Source organism: Mesorhizobium sp. Root695 (genome assembly GCF_001428185.1).
GTDB lineage: Bacteria > Pseudomonadota > Alphaproteobacteria > Rhizobiales > Rhizobiaceae > Mesorhizobium.
Genome location: NZ_LMHO01000009.1, coordinates 23,731 through 44,494 on the forward strand (window position 1 = coordinate 23,731; position 20,764 = coordinate 44,494).

The window sequence follows — 20,764 nt, forward strand, 5'->3', positions numbered from 1 at the left end:
CGGGGCGCTCAGACCGGCAATACAGGTTCTTGCGCTTGCGGCGGATTGACAAACGCCTCTGCGTCAATGCCGTGCTCCTTCAAGAACGGAGCCTCTTTGAGCTTGTCGCGCAGGCCAAGCATCCGCTTTTCTGCCCTGCGGATAAAAGTATTGTAGATCATCGGAATGATCGTGACCCGCCCAGTCAGCTCGGTCCTTTCGCCAACCTCGGCAGCAGAAATTTTGGACCCCAAGATGTAGCAGGTCACCTTGGTTTTCTCGGTGATTAACCCGCGTTCGATCAACTCCTTGACGTAATTCCAGGCCTGAGTTTTCTGCTCTGCGCCGATCGTCACGCCGGCTCTTTTGATCTCAGCAACGACCAGACGTGCAACCCCGTCAACCTCGTGTCCAAGGTCATGCGCGTCGCGACTGTACAATCCGACACTACCGTCGGGTAGCATCACGAAATCCGGCCGTAACCTGCTGCCAGTGATGTTCGCGCCGAAAATCTTCTGGATAACCTCAGTCATCCCCCTGTTGCTCGTGAATTCTAGACTCTCGAATTCTGGACCAAATACCCACAGCGAGCGCTCCAAGAGGGGTTGAAGATCGCTGACCTCGTCCATAGTCTCGTCGCGAAGCTTCGTATCCAAGTCCTCGATGAGTTTCAGCCGTGTCTGGATCTCATCCAGGGCATCTTTAGCGAGCTTCAGCGTCCAATCGTCAAGCAACTGGTAGAGCGCGTCCAGGTCACCAGGTTGAAGCTCGTGAAGCTTGCTCATCAGCCCGAATTTCGAAGTGCTCAGCTCAAGATTGGCAAGAATTCCTGCTACCTTGCCGACCTCCTCGGTCGAGATCGACGGGCAATTATCGATCACTTCATCGACGAATTGATTCCAGCGGTCGCGGCCGACCGGCGGAAGCAGGCGAACTGTCTTGACGAGATGTTCCCGGACGGTCTCTTTCGCTTCGCGGCGCCGCTCCGCCGAGAAAGACGACAGATATTCTCTGATCTTACCATGCACGATTGGCTGCGTTGCCTGCCAGGCGGAATCACCGGGAATAAAACCGCTCCAGTCCGCTTGAACGGCGGTTTCGAGCAAGTCGGCCGACACGATAAATTGGAAACGCTTCGCTTCCGACGTCCGGCCGTCCAAGATGCGCTCATGGTCGAAGCCGATCCAGCCGGGGTTTCCGACTAACCGAGAGTTTACACGCCAGGCGATCCCGTGCTGCTTCGTCGTCCTGTCCGCTTTCTGACTGTCGATCATGACAATATGGACCTGGCCGTATCCGGGTACTTCCAGATCGGCCTTCTGGATGCTGTGGGTTGGGATGTCGTCGAACGTGACCAATGTCCCATCAAGGGAGACCACGAAGTTTGGATCGGCCAGGAACCGCGTCCCAATGATCTCTCGGGCCGTATCCGCATCCAACGAAACCCCGTCGGACGACGTAGCCGTAATCTCCGTGCCATGGCCTTTTACCCCGCCGCGCGAGCTGATCTCGTTGACATCGAATGGCTGTGTGGTCCCTCGACGAATTTCGTAGACCGTCTCGATGCCGTCTCGCCAAGTTCGCACCCGGTAGGGATCTGAGAACTTGAACGCAGCGTGGCGGCCTTTGCCGTTGCGGCCATAAGCGTTACGAGGCGTGGCGTCAGCCATGTCTGCCGGTGGTGACGACTTCGCTCCTTCTTCTGTGATGCGATTGTAGTCCAGCGTCTTCCAGCGGCGCTTGAATTGTTCGGGGCTCATCCCCTTGCCGTTGTCTTTGATTGAGAAAGGGATGTTTTTGGTACGCTGTGGCCAAACAATATCGATTCGGCCCCGCATACTTGTCTAAGAACCGATCGTCGAACAGGACTCCCTGTTTCGGCGCTTCTGTATCCATGGAATACCCCCGCCCGCATTACACACGGGATTGTAAGCAGCGTCCACTGCGAAGCGCATATGCCCTGACGCGTAGGCAAATCGTACATATAGTCAGTACGGCCAGATGCGATGCTTTCGATTGAAGCGCATTTCTTCCCTGCTTTTGCACTCCTGCGCTCTCGCGCCGTTAGGGCGAATCTCGCAATCAAGAACGATCAGAGCCCTCGTTGACATGTTGAAACTGACGCTTGGCTCATCATAGCCGAATTGGTCGATATGCCGCTTGAAGTGAAAACCAGCATGTATTGCAGCGGCGACGAACGCCCCGTTTGGCACATACTGCGGCCCAAGCTCGTCACCGTCCGGATAGGTGCAAACATAATTTTCGGCGACATGCTTGAGCCAATAACTGCCGGTGTCCGGCCTGATCGTTTTGGTGCGCTTCACCCGGTCAAGCAACGCCAATGAGAGAAGGAAGGGGACAACGGCTGCGTCGCTTTGCAATTCCAAGCGAGCCTCGACAAAGCGCGCGCTGTGCTCGCGCGCGTTTTCAAACTTCCCATCCGACTGTCGTTGTGGGCGGCCTATGCCTATGCCCCACATGGTCAGTGTAGGTGTTTGTTCTACGATCTTGCGTAACACTGCCTTGGTAGCGGCGTGGTACAAGTGTCGGCTGGTTGTCTCGAAGCGATGGCTTGCGAGATAGTCAACGAATGGGTCGCCACTGACATCTGCCAGCGCCGAATCGGTTGATTGTGCCGCAGCTTTCAAAGCTGCGTATGTACCAAATCCTAGACCGCGCCCGAGTGCTTCGCATCGATGAGAAGATTTGATTCCAGGCAGGGAACGAGTGAGTTCGGCCTTGATGGCTTCGATACTATCAGGCGTTACATGCATTTTCAGCGTGAACATGAAGCATACCTCCAAGTGGGCAGCGCTGTTCGCCGATTACGCAGCAGCCCATTGGTTGGGATGCATTCGAGCTGAAAGAAAAGATGCTATCGATGTTAGACGTTTGACCCGGCGACAGGTCACAGGTGCCCAACCCGACTCAGATTCTACGTTCGTGGCCTTTGTGATGCAACAGGGGCCTGGAGCGTTCCCAAGTTAGGTGATGCCAACTTTGATAACCGCGCTGCCGCTCGTTCGGTACGCGTTCGGGTAGCGTTCGGGGACATTCAGGCGAGTCCGCTGTCATAGTCGTTGCATCCTCAACAAGGAGAGCGAAAATGGACACAATGGAACGCAACCCGACCTACATTGCCGAGCAAGTCAAATTCATCCGTAAGCTGCACGGGCTCACGCAAGAGAATTTGGCCGATGCCGCTGGCCTCACGACGCGCACGATTGAAAAGATTGAGAGCGGCCGCCACCGCCCTGAGGAGCAGACGCTCCGCAGTATCGCTCGTGCCCTGCAGATCGACGTGAAATATTTTGCGAAGCCTACGCCCGAAGAAGAAGCTCGGCAAAGAGCCGATATGGAGTGCGCGCTCCGCAAGATGGTGTTGGTGCCTACCCAGCCAATTCGCACGACGAGCGACTTCCTCAGTGCATTTGAGGCGCGACATGCGTTCCGGATTGATACTTCGACCGTCACGGCCGATGAGGCTTTGGACATCGCGGCGGCGATGTCCGACTACATCACGGACGTTAATGATATATGGGACGATTGTCCGAGGTCGCAACAGCTGGAATATGCCCGAAGCTTTGTGGATTTGTGTCAGCAGATCGAGCAGCATGGATATGTCTGCCACATTGGCGACCACCGCCAGCGGCTTAGAGAGAAGGATCGGCCCACCCTCGTTTTCAGGGTCGGTGTAATGACCATCCAGCCCAAAGAAGGGGTAGATGGGACCCGCTATGCGCTCATCCATTTAGAGGGTGGCTGGGAAAGCCTTGAGGCAGATCGGGTTCTGCGTCCGTCAGATAGTGCCTAACTCTAAGACGAACGCGATACGGACCTTTCGCCGACCATTTCCGCCTAACATGCTCCGTGTCCGGCGATGTAATATCACCTTGGGGACCTAAGGTGAGCTGGAAGAGTGATGATCAGACTTGGATAGGGATAACTTGCTGATTTCGCACGGGCTGATCATACTCGAATCGGTGATCAAGAGCGACGACGCTTTAAGCGAAGAGTTCACCTCGTACCAGTAAGGCACTGCGCCTTCGGGAGGGCAAAAGACAGCTGCGGCGTCGTCGGTACGATGTCATTGGTTGATGCGATTGTTGGACCCTGACTTACACACCACCAAGCTCGCTGCTCCACGAGCGTAATCGCAGAATGGACCTAGTCGGGCAAAGTGAGAGAACCCCGCAGACCAACGGCGAGGACGAGCGATTTCGGAAATCAAGGGCGGGATTTAAGTGTGAAAAGGCGGCATTGTGTTTTCTGCGGCGAGCCTGCGATTAACAAAAATCGGGAGCATATCCTTCCCAAATGGCTGCTTGAGCTCACGGGCGCCCCAAGTCGCGTCGTGACGATGGCATTCGACCCGGGAACGGGTAAACCAATCAAATTCGCTTGGTCTGCTCTGGTTATGCCTGCCTGCGAGGCTTGCAATGCGGAGTACAGCGCGCTGGAAGCAGCGGTCAAGCCAATCTTGCTGGCACTGCTAGATAGGCGGCCCATAACGTCTCGCCAGTACCTCTTGCTCCTAGACTGGCTCGACAAGGTTCGTGTCTGCCTCTGGCTGAACCAGCTAATTCTGCAGAAGGCGATGGAGACCATCGATCCTCATCTGCATGTCGGTAATCGCATCGGCACGAAGGATCGTCTGCTCTACCTCTACACTCTCGATGGGCAAGCGATGGGGCTGAATGCGTTCGGCATAGAGAGCCTGATTTTCCAGCACCAGCCTAGCTGTTTCGCCCTTAGGGTAAACAACATTATCCTGTTCAACGCATCCAGCGACTATGCATTCTCTGACGGCTGTGGTTTCTGGCATCCGGAGCGCATCGACAGGCAGATCGACGGAGAGTTCGCGGGGCGCGTGGTCTTTCAGGGTCATGCCATGACGCGCAAGATTACGCATCCGATCGTGGACTACCCCCTCCTAAAGGCGGCGGTTCGCATCATCCAGCCCATTGCTCAGCGGGGCGAGGATGGTGAGTTCTTTGGGCCGCTTCGGCAGAACGAGAGCTACCACATCAGACATATGTCCGACCCGTCACGTGGGGCCGGAATCCTTTTCCGGCAGTTCGACGATAAAGTTCTTCCCATCCACAATTTCGACGCGCCAATCGAATTCGAGGGCGTGGATGCGGTCAACAACGGCAACGCTGGCGATATTGCGGCACAGGTGTACCGCTTCCAGGTCTACCTGTTGCATAAGGGCGTCGAATTGGTGGGGAGCGAACCAGCAATCGCTCACGCCAATTCGATGTCCAACATCCTGACGACGACCAACGAGATGAGAGCAGTCCTAACCGAGAGGGGCCAGAGGAGCAATCAGGGAAGGGATTTCGTGACGCTCGCGTTTCGCGATGCAATGGCGGCCGCCAAGCGCCCTGCTGAACCGAAAGGGTGACCAAATGGAGAGTCGATTTTCGCAGAGGCACGGCTATCGCGGTCCCGAGCGTGACATTACGATTCGCGAGGACGCGCCGGACAGCTTGCGTTTCGCCGTCGCCCAGATCGCCACCGATGCGGGATGGGCTCCGAGCGATCTGCGGGAGGTAATCTGCAGGGTTCTGTTCGTTGCGCCGGACCGCAACAACTGGTCCGAATACCCTAATATTTCGGACGAAGTGCAGTACCTTTTGGCGCACTGCGAGTGGTTCAAGGTTTATGACATCGCAGAATCCATCTACAAGAAAATGCGGGCCGGCACGGATCGCGCCGAGGAGTTTCGCAGCGAACTCAATCGGTGCTTCCGTGAAAACGGCATCGGCTGGGAGCTGACAGATGAAGGGATCATCTATCGCGGGGAGCAGACATTTGAGACGACGACCCACGAAGCGGTCTCGGTTTTAGAACGTGCTGGCCGAAACACGGCAGCGAACGAAATCCGCGAAGCGATCCATGACTTGTCTCGCCGCCCCTCGCCCGATTTGACCGGGGCAGTTCAGCACGCTGCGGCAGCGCTAGAATGCACGGCGCGGGATGTTCTTGGCGAACAGAAGCCAACGCTCGGGCAACTAACAAAGAAGCTCGATCTGCCGAAACCGCTCGACGTCGCCGTTGAGAAGCTGTGGGGGTTCGCCTCAGAGAACGCGCGGCATCTGAGTGAAGAAAAAGAACTCGAGGAGAAGCAGGTTGAGTTGTTTGTGAGCGTCGCGTGCGCTGTCTGCTCCTTCCTAAGCAAGCGACGCGAAGAACCTTCTTGAGAAAGGCGACTTAGAGCGACTGAAGCATGCGACCCAGCTGCCTCTCTACCTGAACGCAATCGGACTCGATCAAGGCTCTTCCTCCATGACGGAGCTTGAGTCTATAGCGGTACAATCGACCCAAAGGCTCATGACCGCGATGCGACTTGTGGGCTAGCCCTTGCCCACAGGTCGTGAACGACTGCTGCAGCATCCGGGCGCAAACAGAACAGACAATCTGCTGCGCACGGCACATTTCACGAAGACGCGTAGCAAACGCTTTTCCGACGAGCGACCGCGGCGGCCATATCAGTCATTGGCAGGCCGACCCACCCGGTAGAGTTTTCCATTGGCGCTGAAGACCTGGCATCTGCTTTGGGAACGGGATCTGGATCGCCTCCGCGACCGACATTGCAAAGCAGCCATTCGCATTCCGGCGCACACATGCCAGTTGCCGGAAGCGCATAAACATCTCAGGAAAATGCCCATTCGTCATCAGCCGGTGTGACCAAACCCTGCCGCAGCCGGCTGTGAAGTTGATGCCATGACGGGTCCGACACGAAGCCTTTCATGCTTCCACATGCCTCGGCGAAGGAAATGTCGCCCAAACGGTCGATAAGATCACTCATCCCGCCGTTCCTGCCATTTAGCAACAGCTCGAACGGATCATCATCACACTCAATTACCCGATGTCCCCAAGCACCCGGTACGTCGTCGGTTGCGAGGGCCTGCCGAAGATCCCCATCCACGCCTGCGGCCTCAAGCGCCCGGCAGACGACATAGCGCATCAGGGGGTAGTAGATCGGCTGATAGCTGCCTCCAAGCGCGCGCACGCCGGGCAGGATCGACAAAACCAGAAACATCAGCAGGAGATTCGGGACAAGGCTGCGGTTTGCCAGCCGCTCGAGAATGTCCTGGGCTGTGAAGCACGCCACCTTCATACCGGTCGCAGGATCGATGAGTTCTCCGGCGACCAGACGCAGCGGACGGCGTTTGCCATTTTCATAGGACCAGAAGAAGTCGGTGCCGCGCGCGAGCCAGCCACTCCAGGGCCCGGACGCGAGCCCGTCGAGGCCGGCAAGGATGTTGGAAGCGAACTTCGGGTCTTCCAGCAGTCTCATGCGTAGCCAGGAATTTTCGTCCGACAGATGGTCGGCCACCAGGTCGGCGATATCCTCGTCGTCGATCTGCAGGAAGGCAAATCGCTCTCCGAACATTTTTGGCCAAAGGATAAGATTGGCTGCTCTGATGGCGTGTGCGGGCCGTTCGAATTGCGTTTTCGGCAGAAGGCTACGAAGCAGCGCGAGCGGGTCTCCCCCAGTGTTCGGTTCCGTTGGCAACAACTCGAACCTATAGGGTCCCGGCCCGGCTAACAGGCTGTATCCGATCATCCGGCTTCGGCTGAGGCCAAAGACGTTGATCGGCTTCCCGTCGACTGTGAGCCAGCCTGGCCCTTTGCGTGCCTTTTCAACGAGGTTCACCGTCGAAACGGCATAGGAAACATAGGTCGAACAGCCATGCGCCGAGAGGCCGAGGAGGCTGAAGACGTGTGTGTAAAAAGCTTCCGGCTCCATGAGGAGAAACAAATGAGGCCCTGTCTGCATCACACGGCGTCTTTCGAAATCCCTGCAGATTTCCGAGGCCGTATCGGTCGGCAACCCGTTTCGTGTCGCTGCCTTCCTGATGATGTCGAGTAGTTTGGTGAAGGCTCGGAGCCGGATTTCTGGCATGGGACCCGAAGCCGGCGCCGCAAACAGGCGAAATGCATAATCGCGGATCGGCCGGGAATGATAAGGTTTCATCCAGGGGTAGAGTGCCGTCAGCGACCCCAGGACTGCCTGTTTCGCATCGGCACCTGCTGCTAGCTCTTCCACCTCACGATTCACCTTTTTCTTGTGGCTGACCGGCACCGACGCTCAAACACGAAATACTGATGAGGAGCACCACTCCAAAGCTGAAGAAAATCGTCGAAGGAAATGCTCGATCTCCTACACCGGCGGCGATGCCGAAGACGAGTAACCCGAGCACCACGGCCACACTATGCATAATGCCTTTTGCCCGGCCCAATAGATAAACGGATACACGCGACTGCAATGTGACTTCAACGCTGACGCGTCCAAGATTGTATAGGAATCCGAGCGCGGCAAAAAGGATCACTGTCCAGGGCATGCGCAGAGATGTCAGCGCCATGAGTACCAGCGCCGTTAAGCCCAAAAGCATGAGATGCCGCGCATGGGTACTCATCGTTCTTTCAATTCGGAACAGAGAGACCGCGCCGATCAGTGAGCCCGCCGACCATGCAGCCTCGAGGTAGCCGAAATCCACGGCAGTACCCTTCTGCTCCTGGAAGACGAAGCTCGACCCCATGACGCTGACAAGCACCGCGCCTGTATAGAGAAGCGCGTAGACGACAATGAGACGACGCAGGCTCGGATCGATTTGTGCCGCAGAGATTTTGGCGATGCGGACATCACGCGAAACCGGTTCCAGCCGCATCAAGGCAAGGCAACCCGCCGAAAACAGGAAGAAGGCAGCAAGAACGGCGAATGGCAGGGCTGGGGAGCGCTCATGCAGCAAAGGTCCTCTAAGCAGAGCTGCGCCGAGATTGCCGAACTGCATGACGAAGAAGACGGCGGAATTCGAGGCTACAAGATCGCGACCGTCAGCTATCAAGGGGATCATTGATTGAGAGCTCGTAAGCGCGACACGGTCGCAAAACGAAAAGAGGGCCGCTGACAGACAGATAATCAGAAACACGTCCATGTAGAGAAGCGCGCCAGCGGTAGCCAGCATAACGACGAAGCGGCTGAGGTCTGCCTTAACGTTCAAGCGTCGCCTGTCAAATCGATCCGCCGCCGCGCCGGCCAGAGGGCTCACGATGAATTCGACAATGCTTGCGATCGCAAGGAACGTCGCCACGCCGGCAGTTCCGTACCCCCGCTCGACGAGAATCCAGGCGGATGCGATGTAGTAGCCGTTTCGGGCAACAGCCGCCGACAGCGTGCTGGCCAGGAAACCGAGGCAGGGATTGAACCGGTCGGCCCGTCCGTTGCCATGAAGAATTCGAACCAGGTTTGACATGAGCGGCGCATCCAGGCTGATCGCCGATGGATACCTTCTTCCGCCAAGCCTGCTTTACTGTGACGTTGGGGTTTTCCGATAGTTGCTGAGAACCGACAACCGGCCACCTAGATTCTGCACTTACGACGAAATTCCGTGGGGGCCGCGCCGAAGGCCCGCTTAAAGGCGGTCGTGAAATGGCTCGAACTGCCGAAACCACATTCCATCGCGATCTCCGTCGCCGACAAATTGGTCGATCGCAGCATATCCGCGGAGTGCTCCAATCGGCGATGCGCAATGAATGCGTGCGGCGTCATGCCTGTCGAGTGCTTGAAGGCCCTCCAGAAATGGAACCGGCTAACCCCAACCTCTTTTGCCAAATCGGCGAGCGTAGGTCTGCCGCCCGACGATGCCTCGATCATTCCCACCGCTCGCTTGAGATCGAACGATGACAAACCGCCTTTTGCCGGTTCCTGATGGACGCCGTTCAACCTGAACATTTGCCCGAGCAGTTGCGTGGCCTGGCACTCCGCCATCGTTGCGCTGATGGGGTCAGGCTGCTTGAGCTCCAAGACAATCCTCTGCAACGCCGACTCTACAGTGGTGTCCCGAAATCCGATCGAAGGCGGCAGCACGGCCGCGCGATTGCGAGCCATCCCCGCAAACACGTCGTCGGCGAACCCTTTTTCAATCGAGACCAGTAGGTAGGAAGCGGTCGCATCCCCCTCGTCCCACCCATTCCAATCACTGCCGGCGGGCATGAAGATTATCGAACCGGCCCGGCGCGGCAAAAAGGCAATCCGGCGCCCGTCCACAATGTCTTCTCCGCGGCACGCCGTGCCCTTCAGGTTCATCAAGAACACATGGTTTGGCTGGAGGATTCTTGTCTCCTGGCGCTCGAGCCCGGTCCTTTTGACGACGTCCGCTCGCACGCTCCCCCAATTTTCATACTTGTGGGAAAGCGATTGGTGGTGTGAACGGCGGTTCTCGGTCGGGTCGAGGGCAAGAGTACTCACGTATCCACAGTCTCCTTACTGGCGAGTGGCCAGTCGTTGCGTGATGTGGCGAACCATGGGTTGCTGAACAACACGCAAATAACTCTGGATTGGTAGAAGATGTGACTTTAGCGAAAAAATGACAATCGAGTGAAAGCCGTCTGTATCCCGCAGGCCTACCATTTGGCTCAGCCGATACTTGAGCCAGGCGAAATATTAGACCACTCTTATCTTAGTGGAATTTCCCCCGTCGACGTATCGGCATCTCACCAATGGAACGGTGCTGGAGGCATACTGCGATGCGTGGACTCGACGACTTTCTGGCTGAGTGCGACCATGGCCCACGGATCAACGGACTAGCCGGCTTTTTCGCGGCGACCGCCGCTGGCAAGAGCGGGATGCCAATGCGCAAGCCCGTCGCCGACGCCCGCCTTCTGCCGAGCGATGACCTGCTGCGCGGCCTGGTCAGCCTGCATGCGGCACGACAAGGTTTTTTCGACCAGCACTATCACGGCAGCATTCCCTACAGACTGGAGGAAGAGTGCCGGATGGCCTATGCAGTGCTAAAATACGCACGGCTCCGTGGCGCTCCGCTTGCGCTATACAGCCTTGGAACAGCGGAAGGCACGATGGCGAGAACGTTGTCGGAACTGTCCGAAGGACAGATACGCACGCTGTCGTGCAGCCCGAACGCAGAGAATTACAAATGCTTCATGGCCTATGGCGAACCGCAGCACGCCGACTTCTTCGTCGGCCCCTTCCATCATTTGACGAAGGACGTCCTGCGTTCAGATCCGCGACTGGCAAAATTCGCCCACGGCTTCGATATTATTCTCGAGGACACGACCTTTCAGATGTACTCGCCAAACAGAGCAAGCCAGATCGAGTTCGTGACCCAGCACCTCAAGCAGGACGGAATCTTCGTCTTCGTCGAGAAGTTCCGGGCTACCGAGGAGCCGGACTACAGGCGTCGCGAATACCAGAAGGATTTCGGCTTCAAGGCGCGCTATTTTCCCCCAGACGAAATCGAGAAGAAGCAAACCCTCGTTCTGGATACGATGTTCGGCAATGAGGTCACTTTGGCGCAGATGGCTGACGCGATGCGCGCGCATTTCAGCCATTGGTCCCTGACCTGGAACAGTGGAAATTTCTGTAGCCTCGCTGCGAGCAATAGCGCGGAAAACCTCAACCGGTACCTTTCCCAGATGGCCGCTCCAGCCATTCCGCTCGAGTACGTCTACGAAACCAGCCTGTATCCGACCCTGCCGGTTAGCGCCGCCGCGCAAGAATAGGCTCCTGAGCCTTGAGACAGGTCAACAACACGCTCCGCCGTTTGGACCATGTCTTCGCAGCTGTCGACCATGGTAGCCTCAGGCAGGCCGCAAGAGTTCTCAGAGTGAGGGAATCCTGTGTCAGCCGCAACATCGTTGCTCTCGAACAATTGCTAGACATGCAGTTGTTTGATCGCGACGTCCATGGTGTTCGGCTAACTGAAGCAGGCCGGGCCTGGACTGACCTCGTCCGGGCTCACTATGAAGGCTTGCAAGATGCCTTGGCCGGAGGTGGTCGTGGCGACCAGAATGCCAAAACAGTCAAGATTGGGTTGTGCGGCCAGATAGGCCGGGCGTTCGTGGCGCGCCTTGTCGATCGATTCCGCAGCTTACATCCGGACGTGTGCATCGCCATCGAGGACGTTCCCCATGAACAGTGTCTGGCGGCAATACGTCGCCGGCGCCTTGACATCGTCTTCACGCACGGGCTCGAGAACGGCGCCTTATGCCGCAGCGAGCTATTTGGGCACGAGCGCCTGTTCGTTCTCCTGCCCGGCGGCCATCCGCTCGCTGAAAGGCCGGCAGTCAGATGGAGGGATCTCGCAGATACTTGTCTGCTGGTTTCGGTCGGATCGCCGCAGGATCCGGTTTTGCTGGAAAAGATTGCCGCAGATGGTGGCCCCGCCATACAAATATGTCGCGCGAGCGAAGCGACGGTCATCCTCAAGATACAACTCGGCCAAGGCGTAACTCTGGCAGGCGAAGGTTTTGCCAGGACAGTCGCCATCGGCGCTACGGTGTGGAAACCCATCGACGGTCCAAACAGCATCAGTTCGGTCAAGGCAGTGTGGCTGGAATCGAACCCCAAGCGTACGCTTTTGCGGCTGGTTGGGACTGCAAGAAACATGGTGATACGCGACTTGAGCCGACCCCGTCAAGCGCTTGAAATTACTCCATGAATTCCGGCGAGATTGACAAGGCTCAACTTCAGTCGTCCGGCCTTCAACCACCCTCCGATCGCTTTGCGCTGGCGAAGCCTCGATCCGTCGCAATGAACCGCTCCAACATCGCAACGATGAGGCGCGGCGCATCGGCTGGCCGTTGGCCCGCTTCGCGACCGAGGATCTCGGCATAAGCAGCCAGATCGCGGTGCAGTGCCGCAGGGAGTTCCACCATGACCTTGACGGGTTTGTCGTCGGCGATTGGTCCCAGTTTCAGCTTGGCCATTTTCAACCCCCGTAAGGTTCGAGTACGAGATCGCGTGTGACGATGACGCGCACCGGGAATCCCGGCCGGATGGTGAGTGTCGGCGCTATGTTGAGCTGCCGCTGGACGATCTGCTGGCCTGTCTGGCTGATGCTGTCGGAAGCACCCTGGCGAAGGGCGCGCACGATGTCGCTCTCCTGGCCCGATGAGCCTGCCTGCGCCCCGATGCTCAGAACCGTGGAAAGTGCTGCAGCCTTGAACAGTTCGCCCCAGTGATAGTCGACGCCGTCCTCGAGGCCAGCATAGCCCTCGGCGTCCGCGCCAGGCTCACGTTCCAGAACGATGGAGCGGCCGTCTGGAAAAATCAGCCTGGTCCAGACCAGCAAAACGCGACGCTGGCCGAAACCGACACCATTGTCATACTGGCCGATAAGGCGCGTCCCTTGGGGAATGAGGCGGATTTGTCCGGTGGGGCTGTCATAGACATTCTCCGTCACCTGCGCGGTAATCTGACCCGGCAGGTCGGAACGAATGCCGGTGATGAGGGCGGCTGAGATGACCGCGCCCGCCTGCAGGACGTTCTTCGACGCCGGCGCCGCGACGCGATCGGCCGACACGGTGCGTTTGTCCGGTGGCTGATCTAGGAATTCGCGCTGGCGGTCCTGCGCCGAGGGCGTCGCTGGCTGCGGCGCGAGGCCAAGGCTGGCGAGATCGGGCCTTGGCATGGTCTCTGTCGTGGCTTGAGCGGCAGTCGCCTTACTTGCAGGCCGCGTTTGCGTGGACGCGAACAGTCGCGCGGTCCTCGCCGCTTCCAGTTCCTGCTCCCGGCGCTGCTCCTCCGGGTCCGGACCGATGGGGCCTGTCGATGGCGCGGGGCCGCGATTCTGTGCGGCGAGGATCGGGCGGCCGAGATCGCCGGGAAGCGGTGGGCCAAGCTTCGGAACGCCCGCATAGTCCTTTGGCAGGCCGGCGAGCCCATCGGGCGTCGAGCGATTGTCGGTCGAATACAGTTCCTGCCCCTGCCCTTGTTGACGGTTCTGAAGTGCGTAAATCAGCGCGCCGCCGACGATCAGGCTTGCGGCGAGCCCCAATCCGGCCAGCGCCTTGCGGGACAGACGTGTCACGCGCGGCGGCTCGGCGCGCAGCCGCATGGCCGCGGCCGGCTCGCCTGTCAACGGCCGGGCGTCTTCCTCGACCGGCGCCTCCGGCCGGGCGTCATTCCTCGGCCCCCGGTCTTCTTCCTTCCCGGGATCGAATTTGCTGGTCACGATGCCGGCCCTCCGCTGTCCGTACGGAGGCTCGTCGCTTTCGGGGTCTCACCAGGGCCACGCATCCATGAAAATCGACTGCTCCTTACCCCATCGGTGCGAGAGATGCGGATGCGCTGCTGGTTCTTGCCGGCGCCGAAGCGCATCTCGGCGGCGGCAAACAGCCGGTCGACGATCATGTAGTTGCCGCGGACGCGATAGTTCACCAGTTCCGACGTGTCGCCTTGCGGCCCGACCACGAAGAGTGGCGGCATCTCGCCCTGGCCGATGCCCCGCGGGAACTCGATGAACACCTGCTTGCCATCGTCGAAGGCGCGCAGCGGCCGCCACGGTGCGCGATCGCCCGTCACGTCGTAGCGGAAATTGACGCGAGAAAGATCGATGCCCGTCGAGACCGGCTGCGCAGCTTCAGCCTGCTGGTTCTGCCTGCGCAAGGCGATCAGTTGGTCCTGCGGGTATTGCCAGGAGACCGAGGCCATATAGGTCGACGGCGTCGAGCGAAGTTCCATGTGATAGGTGCGCCGATCGGTATTGATGACGAGATTGGTTATGAGTTCGGCGCGCGTCGGCTTGACGAGGATGTGGACTTGCTTGGTCCCGCCCGTACCGCTCTCGGTATCGCCGATGATCCAGCGCACGGTGTCACCGGCGGCGACGGGGCCGGAGCCGACGAGCTGCTCGCCGGGCTGGAGCGCGATGTCGGTGATCTGTCCCGGCGAGGCATAGACCTGATAGAGCGCGCCATCGACGAAGGGATAGACCTGCATCGAGTTGATGAACCCGTTGCGGACAGGCTGCATGCGCGCGGCCGCATTGGCCAGGTTCACGCGCGCGGTCGGATCGGACGGTTCCGGCTCGGGTTTTGCGTCCTTGCCGACCGGCTTCAACTGGCCTGGAAGCGGCAGCGGCTTTGACAATTCGACCACCTTGACGGGCGGGGGCGGATCGACGGCTTGCACGGCCGGGATCGGATCGTCATAGGAAATCTCCGGCGGCTTCTGCCTGGTGGCACAGCCTGCAAGCGCCGAAGTGCAAAGCAGCAGTGCTGGAAAGGCCATCTTGCGGAAAGCCGGCATTGCGTGGATGAGGAAAGTTGGACACACCCAGTGGGCGGCCTTGAAGAGTGCGGGCGTCATTGTCCAAGCTCCTTCGACCAGTTGATGGCGTTGATGTAGATGCCGAGCGGGTTCTTCCTCAGTGCGTCGGCGTCGCGCGGGGGCTGCACGACAATTGTAAGGATCGCGGACCAGCGCTCCGTGGAAGCAAGGGAGCCGTCCTGATAGCGGCGTTCGACCCAGGCGATGCGGAAGCTCACTGGGGATGCGCGGATGACCGACGACACGTCGACGGCGATCTGCTGTTTGCCGACCATGGTGAACGGGTCATTGGCGCGCGCATAGTCGTTGAGAGCCAGCGCCCCGCCCTGCGTCGCGAAGTCATACGCGCGCAGCCAGTTCTGCCGCACGATGACCGGATCGGCGGGGATCGACCTCACCTGTTCGATGAAGTGCGCCAGGTAGAAGGCGATCTGCGGATCGTTCGGCTGATAGTCGCCGACCGCTGGGGCGACAGCCTGCGCCTGGCCCAGACGATCGACCTGCACCACCCAGGGCACGATCGAGCCGTTGGCGGATTGCCAGACGAGCGCGGCGGAGAACCCGGCGGCGAGCGCCAGGCAACCGAAGGCCATGGTGCGCCAATTGCGCGCCTGCACGCGAGCCGAACCGATGCGCTCGTCCCAGACCTGTGCAGCGCGTTGGTAGGGCGTCTCGGGTTGCGGGGATCTGCCGTAGTGCGTGGACGGTCGTTTGAACATGCTTAGTCTCTTTCAGACAGGTTGATCGAGGAGCCGCCGCCATGGCTGTCGCCACTGCGAACGGCGTGGGCGGCGGCCTGGACGCCATGGGTCATCTGTTGCGAGCGCTTCATGCGCTTCGCCCAAGCGGGCTGACTTTCGGCTACGGAAGACGCGACGGGAGCGGAGCCGGCTTCGCCAGTGTCCGCGCCGATTGTGCCAGCGGTGGATGATCCGCCCGTCGCCTCGAAGGCTGCGCGAGCGCCGGACTGGTAGCTGTGCTTCATGCTGCCTGCCGCATTATTGGCCGCGCGCTTGAGCGGTGAGATGGCACCCTGGGCGCCGGCGCTGATGACACCGCCGAGCCCGGATGCGACGCCGGAAAAGCCAGAGTGTCCGGCCGCGCCGAGATTGTAGGCTGTGGATGCCCTGCCCGCGGTGGCGGCACCGCCACGGGCGGCCGCTGCTGCACCGCCGCTGACAGCCGCGCCGCCGGACACGCCGGCGCCTGCGGCCGCGGCGCCCACTGCTGCCATGCCGCCGGCGGCGAGCCCGGTGCCGACCGCCGCGCCCGCGCCGAGCTGCGGGCCGCCGGAGACGAGACCGTTGGCAATGCCGGGTCCAAATATGCCAAGGCCGAGCAACGACAGCGCGGCCAGCACGATCGCCATCGCGTCGTCGATCGACGGCGTGTTGCCGCTGAAGCCTGCGGTGAACTCGGAGAAAAGAGTCGAACCGATACCGATGACGACGGCGAGCACCAGCACCTTGATGCCGGACGAAATGACGTTGCCGAGCACCCGCTCGGCCATGAAGGCGGACTTGCCGAACAGACCGAAGGGTATCAGCACGAAACCGGCGAGCGTCGTCAGCTTGAACTCGATCAAGGTGACAAAGAGCTGGATTGCCAGGATGAAAAAGGCCAGCAGCACCAGCGCCCAGGCGAAGAACATGCAGGCGATCTGGATGAAGTTCTCGAAGAAGGACCAATAGCCCATGAGGTTCGAGATCGAGTCCAGCAACGGCCGGCCGGCGTCGAGCCCGGTCTGCGCCACCTTGCCCGGGCGCATGAGATCGTTGACGGCAAAACCCGTACCCGAGGCCTTCAGGCCAAGCCCGGCGAAGCTTTCGAAGACGATGCGGGCGAGATTATTCCAGTTGGAGATGAGATAGGCGAAGACGCCGACGAACAGCGTCTTCTTGACGAGGCGCGCCATGATATCGTCGTCCGCCCCCCAGGACCAGAAGAGCGCCGCCAACGTCACGTCTATGACAATCAGGGTCGTGGCGATGAAGCCGACCTCGCCGCCGAGCAGGCCGAAGCCGCCGTCGATGTAGCGCGTGAAGACTTCGAGGAAATGGTCGATGACGCCCATGCCGCCCATGTCAGCGGATCTCCGGCCGGGGCGGCTCGACCTGCATCGCGGGAGCGGTCACATCCGGCCGCTCTCCTTCTTTCCGGTCGGCTGACGCCGCTACGTCCGGAAACAGCGTTGTCGGCGCTACCGGAGCAGGCGCGGTTGCCGAGTCACGTTGACCGAGGAACCGGCGCCGGCTGTCTGCCCACGCCTTCAGGCAGCCGGGATCGCGAGGGCCGGCCTCCCCGATTCCGGAACAGCGGCGCAATTCAGCCGCGAGTGGGTCTTGTAACGCGATGGAACGGTCCCGCGTCGCAAGGGCATCAGACTCATCGTCCTTGCTGCTCATCTCGATTGCGGTCACTGTCAAAGCGACCGCGATGAAGACGACTGCACCGATGCGAGCGAGGATCTTGCCGTCCATCGCGGGCCTCAGTTCTTGCTATAGAACATCTGCGCACGGCCGGGCTGGTAGCCCGAGCCCTGCGTCAGGAAGCGCCGGCGCTGCTCGCGGCCCTGGTCAGCGGCGGTGGCCTGTTCTGCCGATTGCAACGCCTGCGCCCGACCGTTCGCGGCGACGACAGCGGTGAGATCGGCGAGTTGCTGCGCCTGAAGCGCGAGGAGTTGGTTGCCGGCCTGTGTTGCCTGAAGCGCTCCGTTCGCACCCTGGCTCTGGCCCACCAGCGCCGACATCTCACTGCGATTGGTGTCGATGTTGCCGACGACGCCCGCCTGCACACGCATGGCATCCTGAAGGCCACCAACGGTGTTTCCCCACCGCGAGCGCGCCTCAGTGACGAGTTGCTGATCCGAAGCCGACAGCGAGACGTTGCCGTATTCCTGCTGGAAGGCCTGATCGATCTGTTGGACGTCATAGGCAATGTTCTGCGCCTGGCCGAGCAACTGCTGCGTGCGCTGCACCGACTGCTGGAGCTGCTGCAGTGAGGAGAATGGCAAGCTTGCGAGATTGCGGGCCTGGTTGATGAGCATCTGCGCCTGGTTCTGAAGCGAGGTGATCTGGTTGGTGATCTGCTCCAGCGAGCGCGCTGCCGTCAGGACGTTCTGCGTATAGTTCGAGGGATCGAACACAATGAAGGCGTGTGCCGGCGTCGCCAGCATTGGCGCCAGGGCGACCGGAGCGACAAGCAGGGCGGCAGCAAGCCGCATGCCAAGGGAACGGCGCTGTTTCATGGGGATTTCTCCTTGTTGGTGAGGGCGGGGCTGGTTAGGACGGGAATGAGTTCAGCGGCCCAGCCGACGCCACGGTGGTTGAGCCAGGCAGCGAGGAAATCATTGCTGCCGTGCTCAGCGACGATGCGGGCGATCGCGGCCTGGTCGGTCTTGGCGGATACAGCGCAAAGCGCGAGCGCCACATCCGACAGACCGAGCTCGAACAGCCGGTTGCCGCGACGGGACTGGCAGTAGTAATCGCGCTTCGGCATCGCCCGGGCGATGATCTCGATCTGCCGGTCGTTGAGGCCGAAGCGGCGATAGATCGCGGTGATCTGCGGCTCGATGGCCCGCTCGTTCGGCAGCAGAAGCCGGGTCTGGCAGCTCTCGATGATCGCCGGCGCGATTGCCGAACCATCGATGTCGCTGAGCGACTGCGTGGCGAAGATGACGCTGGCGTTCTTCTTGCGCAGCGTCTTCAGCCATTCGCGGAGCTGGCCGGCAAAGCCGTCATCGTCCAGCGCAAGCCAGCCTTCGTCGATGATGAGGAGGGTCGGCGAGCCATCGAGCCGGTCTTCGATGCGATGGAAGAGGTAGGACAGGACCGCTGGCGCAGCACCCGTTCCAATCAGTCCTTCGGTCTCAAATGCCTGGACCGACGCCGATCCGAGATGTTCGCGCTCGGCATCGAGCAACCGGCCGTAGGGACCCCCGACGCAGTAAGGGCGCAGTGCCTGCTTGAGATCATTTGATTGCAACAGCACGACCAGACCGGTGATGGTGCGCTCCTCGAAAGGCGCGGAGGCCAGAGAGGTCAACGCCGTCCAGATATGCTCCTTGACCTCTGGGGTGATCGCCACATTCTCGCGCGTCAGGATCGACACGATCCAGTCGGCGGCCCAGGCGCGCTCGGGGACATCAGGAATGCGGGCGAACGGCTGAAGGCTGACGCTGTCGATCGCCCCGTCGCTGAGATCGCCGCCGAGATCGTGCCAGTCGCCGCCCATGGCGAGTGCCGCCGCGCGGATCGAGCCGCCGAAATCGAAGGCGAAAACCTGCGACCCCGCATAACGGCGGAACTGCAGCGCCATCAGTGCCAGAAGCACGGATTTGCCGGCGCCGGTCGGGCCGGCGATCAGCGTATGGCCGACGTCGCCGACGTGAAGCGAAAGCCGGAACGGGGTCGAGCCTTCGGTCTTGCCGAAGAGCAGAGGGGGCGCTGCAAAATGCTCGTCCCGTTCCGGCCCCGCCCACACCGCGGAAAGCGGAATGATGTGGGCGAGATTAAGGGTGGAGATGGGAGGTTGACGGACGTTGGCGTAAACATGACCCGGCAGGCTGCCGAGCCAGGCGTCGACGGCGTTGATGGTTTCGATCATTGCCGTGAAATCGCGGCCCTGGATCGCCTTTTCGACCCGGCGCAGTTTTTCGTCGGCGATGCTGGGATCATCATCCCAAACAGTCACTGTCGCAGTGACATAGGCCATGCCGGCATAGTCGGCGCCGAGCTCCTGCAGCGCCATGTCGGCGTCGGCGGCCTTGTTTGCGGCATCGGTGTCGACGAGGACGGACGCCTCGTTGGTCATCACCTCCTTGAGGATCGCTGCGACCGATTTGCGCTTGGCGAACCATTGACGCCGGATCTTTGTCAGCAGCCTGGTCGCATCGGTCTTGTCGAGCAGGATCGCGCGTGTCGACCAGCGATACGGAAACGCCAGCCGGTTCAGTTCGTCGAGCAGACCCGGCGTGGTCGCGGTCGGGAAACCCGTGACGGTGAGAATGCGCAGGTGCGACGCGCCAAGCCGCGGCTCGAGCCCGCCGGTCAGCGGCTGGTCGGCCAGCATGGCGTCGAGATACATCGGCGTTTCGGGAACGCGGACACGGTGACGATTGGTCGAGACGCAGCCATGCAGGTAAGTCAGTGTCTCGGCGTCATCGAGCCAGCGGCATTCCGGCATGAAGGCTTCGACAAGGCGCAGGACGCGGTCGCTGCGATCGGCGAACCCGGTCAGTACCGCGTTGGGGTCGAGGCCCTTCTTCTCGCGGCCTTCGTAAAGCCAGCTTTCCGCTCGCGCGGTGTCTTCGGCGGGCGCTAGATAGGTGAGTGTCAGGAAGTAGCTGGACTCGAAATGCGCGCCGGCCTCCTCGAAGCCCGCCTTTCGTTCCGCATCGACCAGCGTGGAGGCCGCATCCGGAAAGCTGCTGTCGGGATAACGGGTCGAGGCATGGCGCTGCGCCTCCACGAAGATCGCCCAACCGGAGCCGAGACGGCGGAAGGCATTGTTGAGCCGGCCGGCGACGGCGACTAGTTCGGCCGGAACGGCGCTGTCGAGATCTGGGCCGCGGAAACGCGCGGTGCGCTGGAAGCTGCCGTCCTTGTTTAAGACCACGCCGGCGCCGACCAATGCCACCCAGGGCAGGAAGTCGGCGAGCCGGCTGCTACGATTGCGATATTCGGCAAGATTCATCATCCGATG

At 60.3% G+C, this 20,764-nt stretch carries 18 protein-coding genes; 5 read left to right on the top strand and 13 right to left on the bottom strand.

Annotation, left to right across the window (positions count from 1 at the left end):
* Positions 1–8 precede the first annotated feature (8 nt).
* Both ASD99_RS10625 and ASD99_RS10630 read right to left on the bottom strand, forming a co-directional pair.
* Positions 9–1,817, bottom strand: coding sequence for an ATP-binding protein (locus tag ASD99_RS10625; RefSeq protein WP_057143530.1), 1,809 nt, complete (start codon positions 1,815–1,817; stop codon positions 9–11).
* A 150-nt stretch (positions 1,818–1,967) separates the two neighbouring features.
* On the bottom strand, positions 1,968–2,768 hold the full coding sequence (locus ASD99_RS10630) for a hypothetical protein (protein WP_156388965.1): 801 nt from the start codon (positions 2,766–2,768) through the stop codon (positions 1,968–1,970).
* A 317-nt stretch (positions 2,769–3,085) separates the two neighbouring features.
* Between ASD99_RS10630 and ASD99_RS10635 the strand changes: the two genes are divergently transcribed.
* The 3 genes from ASD99_RS10635 (at position 3,086) to ASD99_RS10645 (ending at position 6,185) form a co-directional block, all read left to right on the top strand.
* Positions 3,086–3,793 carry a helix-turn-helix domain-containing protein gene (locus ASD99_RS10635; protein ID WP_057143532.1) on the top strand — a complete coding sequence of 236 codons (708 nt, stop codon included), beginning with the start codon at positions 3,086–3,088 and terminating at the stop codon, positions 3,791–3,793.
* A gap of 432 nt (positions 3,794–4,225) precedes the next feature.
* The gene (locus ASD99_RS10640; protein ID WP_156388966.1) at positions 4,226–5,386 is read left to right on the top strand and encodes a hypothetical protein; all 1,161 of its coding nucleotides are present in this window, start codon (positions 4,226–4,228) and stop codon (positions 5,384–5,386) included.
* 4 nt (positions 5,387–5,390) lie between these two features.
* Entirely contained in the window at positions 5,391–6,185 is a 795-nt protein-coding gene (locus tag ASD99_RS10645) for an AbiJ-NTD4 domain-containing protein (protein ID WP_057143712.1), read from the top strand.
* Positions 6,186–6,637: 452 nt separating this feature from the next.
* Here the strand turns inward: ASD99_RS10645 and ASD99_RS10650 are convergent, their stop codons facing one another.
* The 3 genes from ASD99_RS10650 to ASD99_RS10660 form a co-directional block, all read right to left on the bottom strand.
* Complete coding sequence (locus ASD99_RS10650; protein ID WP_057143534.1) at positions 6,638–8,074, bottom strand: hypothetical protein; 1,437 nt, start codon at positions 8,072–8,074, stop codon at positions 6,638–6,640.
* Positions 8,040–9,245, bottom strand: coding sequence for an MFS transporter (locus ASD99_RS10655; protein ID WP_057143535.1), 1,206 nt, complete (start codon positions 9,243–9,245; stop codon positions 8,040–8,042). Before ASD99_RS10655 ends, ASD99_RS10650 begins: the two co-directional genes overlap by 35 nt.
* 107 nt (positions 9,246–9,352) lie before the next feature.
* Positions 9,353–10,240, bottom strand: coding sequence for a helix-turn-helix transcriptional regulator (locus ASD99_RS10660; RefSeq protein WP_057143536.1), 888 nt, complete (start codon positions 10,238–10,240; stop codon positions 9,353–9,355).
* Between the two features lie 278 nt (positions 10,241–10,518).
* On the opposite strand from ASD99_RS10660, the gene ASD99_RS10665 reads away from it, so the two are divergent.
* Positions 10,519–11,511 carry a class I SAM-dependent methyltransferase gene (locus ASD99_RS10665; protein WP_057143537.1) on the top strand — a complete coding sequence of 331 codons (993 nt, stop codon included), beginning with the start codon at positions 10,519–10,521 and terminating at the stop codon, positions 11,509–11,511.
* Between the two features lie 11 nt (positions 11,512–11,522).
* Positions 11,523–12,449, top strand: coding sequence for a LysR family transcriptional regulator (locus ASD99_RS10670; RefSeq protein ID WP_082583224.1), 927 nt, complete (start codon positions 11,523–11,525; stop codon positions 12,447–12,449).
* Positions 12,450–12,492: 43 nt separating this feature from the next.
* Here the strand turns inward: ASD99_RS10670 and ASD99_RS10675 are convergent, their stop codons facing one another.
* Genes ASD99_RS10675 through trbE form a run of 8 tightly spaced genes read right to left on the bottom strand, consistent with a single transcriptional unit; the run spans position 12,493 to position 20,758 of the window.
* Positions 12,493–12,717 (bottom strand): DUF2274 domain-containing protein, encoded by a 225-nt coding sequence (locus ASD99_RS10675; RefSeq protein WP_057143539.1) that lies wholly within the window; start codon positions 12,715–12,717, stop codon positions 12,493–12,495.
* Between the two features lie 2 nt (positions 12,718–12,719).
* Entirely contained in the window at positions 12,720–13,964 is a 1,245-nt protein-coding gene (locus ASD99_RS10680) for a TrbI/VirB10 family protein (protein WP_057143540.1), read from the bottom strand.
* The gene (gene trbG / locus ASD99_RS10685; RefSeq protein WP_413813930.1) at positions 13,961–15,100 is read right to left on the bottom strand and encodes a P-type conjugative transfer protein TrbG; all 1,140 of its coding nucleotides are present in this window, start codon (positions 15,098–15,100) and stop codon (positions 13,961–13,963) included. The genes ASD99_RS10680 and trbG overlap by 4 nt, the downstream gene beginning before the upstream one ends.
* Positions 15,097–15,780, bottom strand: coding sequence for a conjugal transfer protein TrbF (trbF, locus tag ASD99_RS10690; protein ID WP_057143542.1), 684 nt, complete (start codon positions 15,778–15,780; stop codon positions 15,097–15,099). The genes trbG and trbF overlap by 4 nt, the downstream gene beginning before the upstream one ends.
* Positions 15,781–15,782: 2 nt before the next feature.
* Complete coding sequence (trbL, locus tag ASD99_RS10695) at positions 15,783–17,144, bottom strand: P-type conjugative transfer protein TrbL (RefSeq protein WP_057143543.1); 1,362 nt, start codon at positions 17,142–17,144, stop codon at positions 15,783–15,785.
* Between the two features lies 1 nt (position 17,145).
* Complete coding sequence (gene trbK-alt / locus ASD99_RS10700) at positions 17,146–17,541, bottom strand: putative entry exclusion protein TrbK-alt (RefSeq protein WP_057143544.1); 396 nt, start codon at positions 17,539–17,541, stop codon at positions 17,146–17,148.
* 8 nt (positions 17,542–17,549) lie between these two features.
* Positions 17,550–18,308: a P-type conjugative transfer protein TrbJ gene (trbJ, locus tag ASD99_RS10705; RefSeq protein WP_057143545.1), complete on the bottom strand. Its 759-nt coding sequence runs from the start codon at positions 18,306–18,308 to the stop codon at positions 17,550–17,552.
* A complete protein-coding gene (gene trbE / locus ASD99_RS10710) occupies positions 18,305–20,758 on the bottom strand; it encodes a conjugal transfer protein TrbE (RefSeq protein WP_057143546.1) in 2,454 nt (817 codons plus the stop codon). The genes trbJ and trbE overlap by 4 nt, the downstream gene beginning before the upstream one ends.
* Positions 20,759–20,764 lie beyond the last annotated feature (6 nt).

Bases quoted from the DNA above. Each gene is read 5' to 3' on its own strand.
- ASD99_RS10625 (WP_057143530.1), bottom strand. From the start codon at position 1,817: ATGCGGGGCCGAATCGATATTGTTTGGCCACAGCGTACCAAAAACATC.
- ASD99_RS10630 (WP_156388965.1), bottom strand. From the start codon at position 2,768: ATGTTCACGCTGAAAATGCATGTAACGCCTGATAGTATCGAAGCCATC.
- ASD99_RS10635 (WP_057143532.1), top strand. From the start codon at position 3,086: ATGGACACAATGGAACGCAACCCGACCTACATTGCCGAGCAAGTCAAA.
- ASD99_RS10645 (WP_057143712.1), top strand. From the start codon at position 5,391: ATGGAGAGTCGATTTTCGCAGAGGCACGGCTATCGCGGTCCCGAGCGT.
- ASD99_RS10655 (WP_057143535.1), bottom strand. From the start codon at position 9,245: ATGTCAAACCTGGTTCGAATTCTTCATGGCAACGGACGGGCCGACCGG.
- ASD99_RS10665 (WP_057143537.1), top strand. From the start codon at position 10,519: ATGCGTGGACTCGACGACTTTCTGGCTGAGTGCGACCATGGCCCACGG.
- ASD99_RS10675 (WP_057143539.1), bottom strand. From the start codon at position 12,717: ATGGCCAAGCTGAAACTGGGACCAATCGCCGACGACAAACCCGTCAAG.
- trbG (WP_413813930.1), bottom strand. From the start codon at position 15,100: ATGACGCCCGCACTCTTCAAGGCCGCCCACTGGGTGTGTCCAACTTTC.
- trbF (WP_057143542.1), bottom strand. From the start codon at position 15,780: ATGTTCAAACGACCGTCCACGCACTACGGCAGATCCCCGCAACCCGAG.
- trbL (WP_057143543.1), bottom strand. From the start codon at position 17,144: ATGGGCGGCATGGGCGTCATCGACCATTTCCTCGAAGTCTTCACGCGC.
- trbK-alt (WP_057143544.1), bottom strand. From the start codon at position 17,541: ATGGACGGCAAGATCCTCGCTCGCATCGGTGCAGTCGTCTTCATCGCG.
- trbJ (WP_057143545.1), bottom strand. From the start codon at position 18,308: ATGAAACAGCGCCGTTCCCTTGGCATGCGGCTTGCTGCCGCCCTGCTT.
- trbE (WP_057143546.1), bottom strand. From the start codon at position 20,758: ATGATGAATCTTGCCGAATATCGCAATCGTAGCAGCCGGCTCGCCGAC.